Source organism: Streptomyces sp. NPDC007856 (assembly GCF_042868225.1).
Taxonomy (GTDB): domain Bacteria; phylum Actinomycetota; class Actinomycetes; order Streptomycetales; family Streptomycetaceae; genus Streptomyces.
Genome location: NZ_JBIAEC010000080.1, coordinates 1 through 4,030 on the forward strand (window position 1 = coordinate 1; position 4,030 = coordinate 4,030).

6 protein-coding genes are annotated in these 4,030 nt (G+C 69.6%); 2 read left to right on the top strand and 4 right to left on the bottom strand.

What is annotated here, in order from left to right; all coding sequences use genetic code 11:
• Nucleotides 1-113 precede the first annotated feature (113 nt).
• The 3 genes from ACFYOH_RS44435 to ACFYOH_RS44445 all read right to left on the bottom strand — a co-directional run bounded on the left by ACFYOH_RS44435 (nucleotide 114) and on the right by ACFYOH_RS44445 (nucleotide 1,635).
• Nucleotides 114-467: a hypothetical protein gene (locus ACFYOH_RS44435; protein WP_388637970.1), complete on the bottom strand. Its 354-nt coding sequence runs from the start codon at nucleotides 465-467 to the stop codon at nucleotides 114-116.
• A gap of 504 nt (nucleotides 468-971) precedes the next feature.
• A complete protein-coding gene (locus ACFYOH_RS44440) occupies nucleotides 972-1,154 on the bottom strand; it encodes a hypothetical protein (protein WP_388637973.1) in 183 nt (60 codons plus the stop codon).
• A 253-nt stretch (nucleotides 1,155-1,407) separates the two neighbouring features.
• Entirely contained in the window at nucleotides 1,408-1,635 is a 228-nt protein-coding gene (locus tag ACFYOH_RS44445; RefSeq protein WP_388637976.1) for a hypothetical protein, read from the bottom strand.
• Nucleotides 1,636-1,864: 229 nt separating this feature from the next.
• Here ACFYOH_RS44445 and ACFYOH_RS44450 point away from each other — a divergent pair, with 229 nt between their 5' ends.
• Nucleotides 1,865-2,371 (top strand): helix-turn-helix domain-containing protein, encoded by a 507-nt coding sequence (locus tag ACFYOH_RS44450; protein ID WP_388637979.1) that lies wholly within the window; start codon nucleotides 1,865-1,867, stop codon nucleotides 2,369-2,371.
• A gap of 36 nt (nucleotides 2,372-2,407) precedes the next feature.
• Entirely contained in the window at nucleotides 2,408-2,740 is a 333-nt protein-coding gene (locus tag ACFYOH_RS44455; RefSeq protein WP_388637982.1) for a transposase, read from the top strand.
• On the opposite strand, the gene ACFYOH_RS44460 is transcribed toward ACFYOH_RS44455, so the two are convergent.
• The gene (locus tag ACFYOH_RS44460) at nucleotides 2,724-3,923 is read right to left on the bottom strand and encodes an IS110 family transposase (protein WP_388637984.1); all 1,200 of its coding nucleotides are present in this window, start codon (nucleotides 3,921-3,923) and stop codon (nucleotides 2,724-2,726) included. The genes ACFYOH_RS44455 and ACFYOH_RS44460 overlap by 17 nt on opposite strands.
• Between the last annotated feature and the right edge of the window lie 107 nt (nucleotides 3,924-4,030).

Sequence of the window (4,030 nt, forward strand, 5' to 3'; positions counted from 1 at the left end):
CATCAGGGCCCCTTTGAAAGGATCAGCAAGGCGGTGCCGGCACTCGGGCGAGTGTGACATGTTCGATAATGCCAAAGTAGGTGGTTTGTTGTCCAGCCTGACGCCAAACCGGCCTACAGCACTTCCTCGCCCAGCAGACACACCCCAAAGCGCGCCGCACGCTCCTCCAGCTCCGTGTAGGCCATCGCGGCTGGCGAGGCATCCCAGGTCACGAAAGCGAGGGCGGAGACCGCCTCGCTACGCGTCATCCCCTCCTCCCACAGCACGCCCGTAGCGGTGCACCGCGCGGCGAGCTGGGCGTCGGACAGGGTCGCGGTCTCCCGGTCCACGCCGGCCCGGACGTCGGCGACACCCTCGCACCAGGCGTGGTGGCCCCTGGACAGCAAGTCGTGCAGCGCGTCCGGGTCGCTCGCACGCTGGGCCTGGGCGACGAGTTCGAGCAGCAGGGCGGTGGGGTTCGTCTCCATGGTCATCTCCTGCATCCACTGTAGATGGATCTGATGTACCGAGGGGGAGCCCCGGCGCAGCGGACGGTGATCATCAGTTGTGAGCGGTGCAGCCGTCGCGCAGCGCGCGGCCGCTGCGAGGCTCCTTCTACAGCGCTGCCCGCGGGCGGTTGCGCCCGCCCGGTGCAGAGAGGCCGGGCGGGCGGCTGGGGGGCGGCACCTCTCGGGGGTGAGGCGCCGTCCCGAAACCCGCGCGACCGGTCTTGCCTGGGTCATCACCGCGCGGGAGAACAGGGGGCTATCGGGTGCCGCAACGGCACACGTGTGGTGTGGCCAGGTGGCCGTTGGCGAGCCCTGGGGCCTCGGGAGGGGGGCCGTCCGACCGCGCAACTCCGACCGAAGCGGCGTCCGCGTGGACAGCTGCGCAGACCTGCGCCGCCACCAGTGCGAGGCCCGCACCGACCGCGCCGAGTAACGCAGCACCGGCGGCCCGGCCGTCGGCGGACGGCATCCGGCGACGGCCGCTCACCGCTCCTCCCAGGTGCCGCGCCGGGCAATCAGCTCGATCGCCGCCCACGTCGTAGGCCACTCTTTGCCGAGCCCTGCGCCGTACCGAGGGCGCAGCAGCGGGCGGCCCTCGTGTTCGTCCGTGAGTACGGCCAGGCAACTTCGGGACGTGTCGCGCACCAGGTCACCGACTGCCGCCATGCCGGGAGTCCTCGCGCCGGTCACCGGGATGCCGCCGACGGGCGCGTGGCTGGTGTGATCGGCCCCGGATCGGCGAGTGCACCGGGCCGTGTCGTCCACTCCACGCCCCCGCCGACCGGAGCCAGCCACGCGACCGGATGCGCCCCCGTGTCCGGCGCGATGGCACGGAGTATGCCCCGGCGTCCGGTGACGGTGTCCGTCACCACCCGGTTCAGCCACCTGTGATCCCGGTGCATGAGTCCCAGGTCCGCGCTCACCGCTCGACCTCCGCCACGCCGTACATGCCCGCGCAGTGCTCGCAGGCGTACAGGCGGACGTCGGCCGCGCGCAGTATCCGAACTGGGAACCGTCGGGCGGGCGTGCCGGAGCACCAGCAGCAAGAGGCGCCCTGGCGCTGCCGGTCGCTCAGCCGTTCGAAATGCAGCGCTGGGGCGTCGAGCCCGTCAGAAAGGGGATGCGGGGTCGTGCTGCGCGTCGTCATGTCGTCGCCTCGCGCTCGCGGTCGATTCGGCGTGGCCGTCCCCGAGGGGGGCGGGGACGACCACCGAGGCTCAACGCGTCCCAGAGCGGGCGTGGTTGAGCTGACACCCAGTCAACGATCACCGTGTGCTGTGGGACCATCGCAGATGCGGCATGCGCATACGGATATGCGATCAGCGGGTATGGGCAGGCGTCGGATGCCGCATGGACTCGTAGCGTGGGGGTACGTCGTGGACTTCCAGACAGGCCCGGCCCGGGACGCCTCCCGGGCCGGGGACTACGGACGCGTCATCGAACTGACCCGCAAGGGACGACAGATGACGCAAGCGGCACTCGGACAGGCACTCGGCCTGTCCCAGTCCGCCGTCTCCCGTCTGGAAAAGCGCGGCTCAGCCTCATACAGCACAGACGTCCTGACCGCGGCGGCTGCACATCTTCAGATTCCGCCGGCACTGGTGGGTCTGGCAGACATGCGCTCGTCGCACGGCCAGACGAGAGACGACGATCCCATGCACCGACGCACCGTCCTTGGCGGCGCGGTCGCCGCGATGGCAGCCCCCATCCTGGCCGCCGTGCCAGACACGCACGACACGACTGGCGGCCAGGCCGCCGCCCTGCGGCTGACCACGAGCGCCTACCGCAGACTCGACGGCACCACTCCGTCCCGGGACCTCGCTGATGCGGTGGACGGCCATATCCGGCTCATCCAGACCATCACCCTGAACCTCCCCTCGTAGCGTGGAGACCCGTGACCGGAGGGATAGTTGATGGTCGTGGGATCCAGGAAGCGCATCTATAACGCGGAGTTCCGCGAGGGGGCGGTACGGATCGTGACGGAGACCGGGAAGCCGATCCCGGAGGTGGCCGAGGAACTCGGCGTGCATCCGGGGACGCTGCACAGCTGGGTATCGCGGGCCAAGCGCAACGGCTCGCCGTCGTCGGACACGCCGGTCCAGTCGTCGGCGGGGGCAGGCTCGGGTGGCCGGTTGCGGGAGGGCGAGCGGGCCGAGCTGGAGCGGCTGCGGGCCGAGGCCCGGGAGAAGGACAAGCGCATCCGCGAGCTGGAGATGGAGCTTCCCAATCAGGATGTCAAGCCGCGGCGGTGACAGGGGGTGAGGTTTGGTAGAACTCTCCGTCACGAATCATGGCCCATAGGACGTTGACGCGTCGGCGGGCGAGGGCCAGGAGGGCCTGCTTGTGCCCCTTTCCCTCGCTTCGCTTGCGGTCGTAGTACGCCTTGGAGGCCGGACAGCAGCGCAGGCTGACCATGGCCGAGAGGTACATCACCCGCAGGAGGCCGCGGTGGTAGCGCCGGGGCCGGCGGAGATTGCCGCTGACGCGGCCGGAGTCGCGTGGCTGCGGCGCCAGCCCGGCGAAGCCGGCTAGCCGGTCCGCGGTGCCGAAGGCATCCATGTCGCCGCCGGTCGCCGCGAGGAACTCGGCGCCCAGCTTGGGCCCCATCCCCGGAAGGGTGCTGATCACCTGGGCATGCGGATGCTCGCGAAACCGGGCCTCGATTTGGGCGTCGAGCTCGGCGATCTCCTCGTCGAGGGCCATCACCCCCTTGGTGAGGCGGGCCACCATAGCGGCGGCCAGTTTCTCGCCCGGCAACGCCGTGTGCTGGGCCTGGGCGGCGTCCACAGCGGTCTTGGCGAGTGCGGCAGCGCCATGGACCTTGCGGTTCTTCAGCCAGGTCTCGATCCGTTTCACCCCGGAGCGGCGGATGGCTGCCGGAGTCTGGTACCCGGTCAGCAGCATCAGCGGGCCCTTGTTCGTCAGGTCCAAGACCCGCTCCAATGCGGGGAAGATTTCGAGTAGTTGTGCGCGCAGTCGGTTGATCTGCCGAGTGCGGTCGAAGACCAGGTCCAGGCGGCGGGTAGTGAGGGTGCGCAGGTCGACGGCGATTTCGTCGCCGGGCCGGAGCAGGCCGAGGTCCCGGCGGAGACGGGCTTGGTCGGCGATGACGAAGGCATCCTTGGCGTCCGTCTTGCCCTCGCCCCGGTAAGTGCTTGAGGCACGGTGCACCGCGAGTCCGGTGAGGTAGGCGACGGGCTGCTCATGGCTGGCCAGCAGCCCGATCAGCAAGGCGGCGCCGCCGTGGTTGAGGTCGACGGCCCACAGCACGTCACGCGATATTTCCAGGACCTCCCCGATCAAGGCCAGAAGTTCGCTCTCGTCGTTTGGGATCCGGCGGGACAGCAGCCGCGCACCCTCCGCGTTGATCACCACGCAGTGGTGGTGCGTCTTGCCGATGTCCACCCCGGCCCATATCTCAGGCGGGTGTGTCAATTTAACGGCTGATCTTGGTTGTTGAAGGTCAGTTGTTGCTCGGGGTCAGGCGGCCCTCGAAGGCGATCTGGAACGCGTTCAGGGGTGCTTTCCAGCGCATGGTCCAC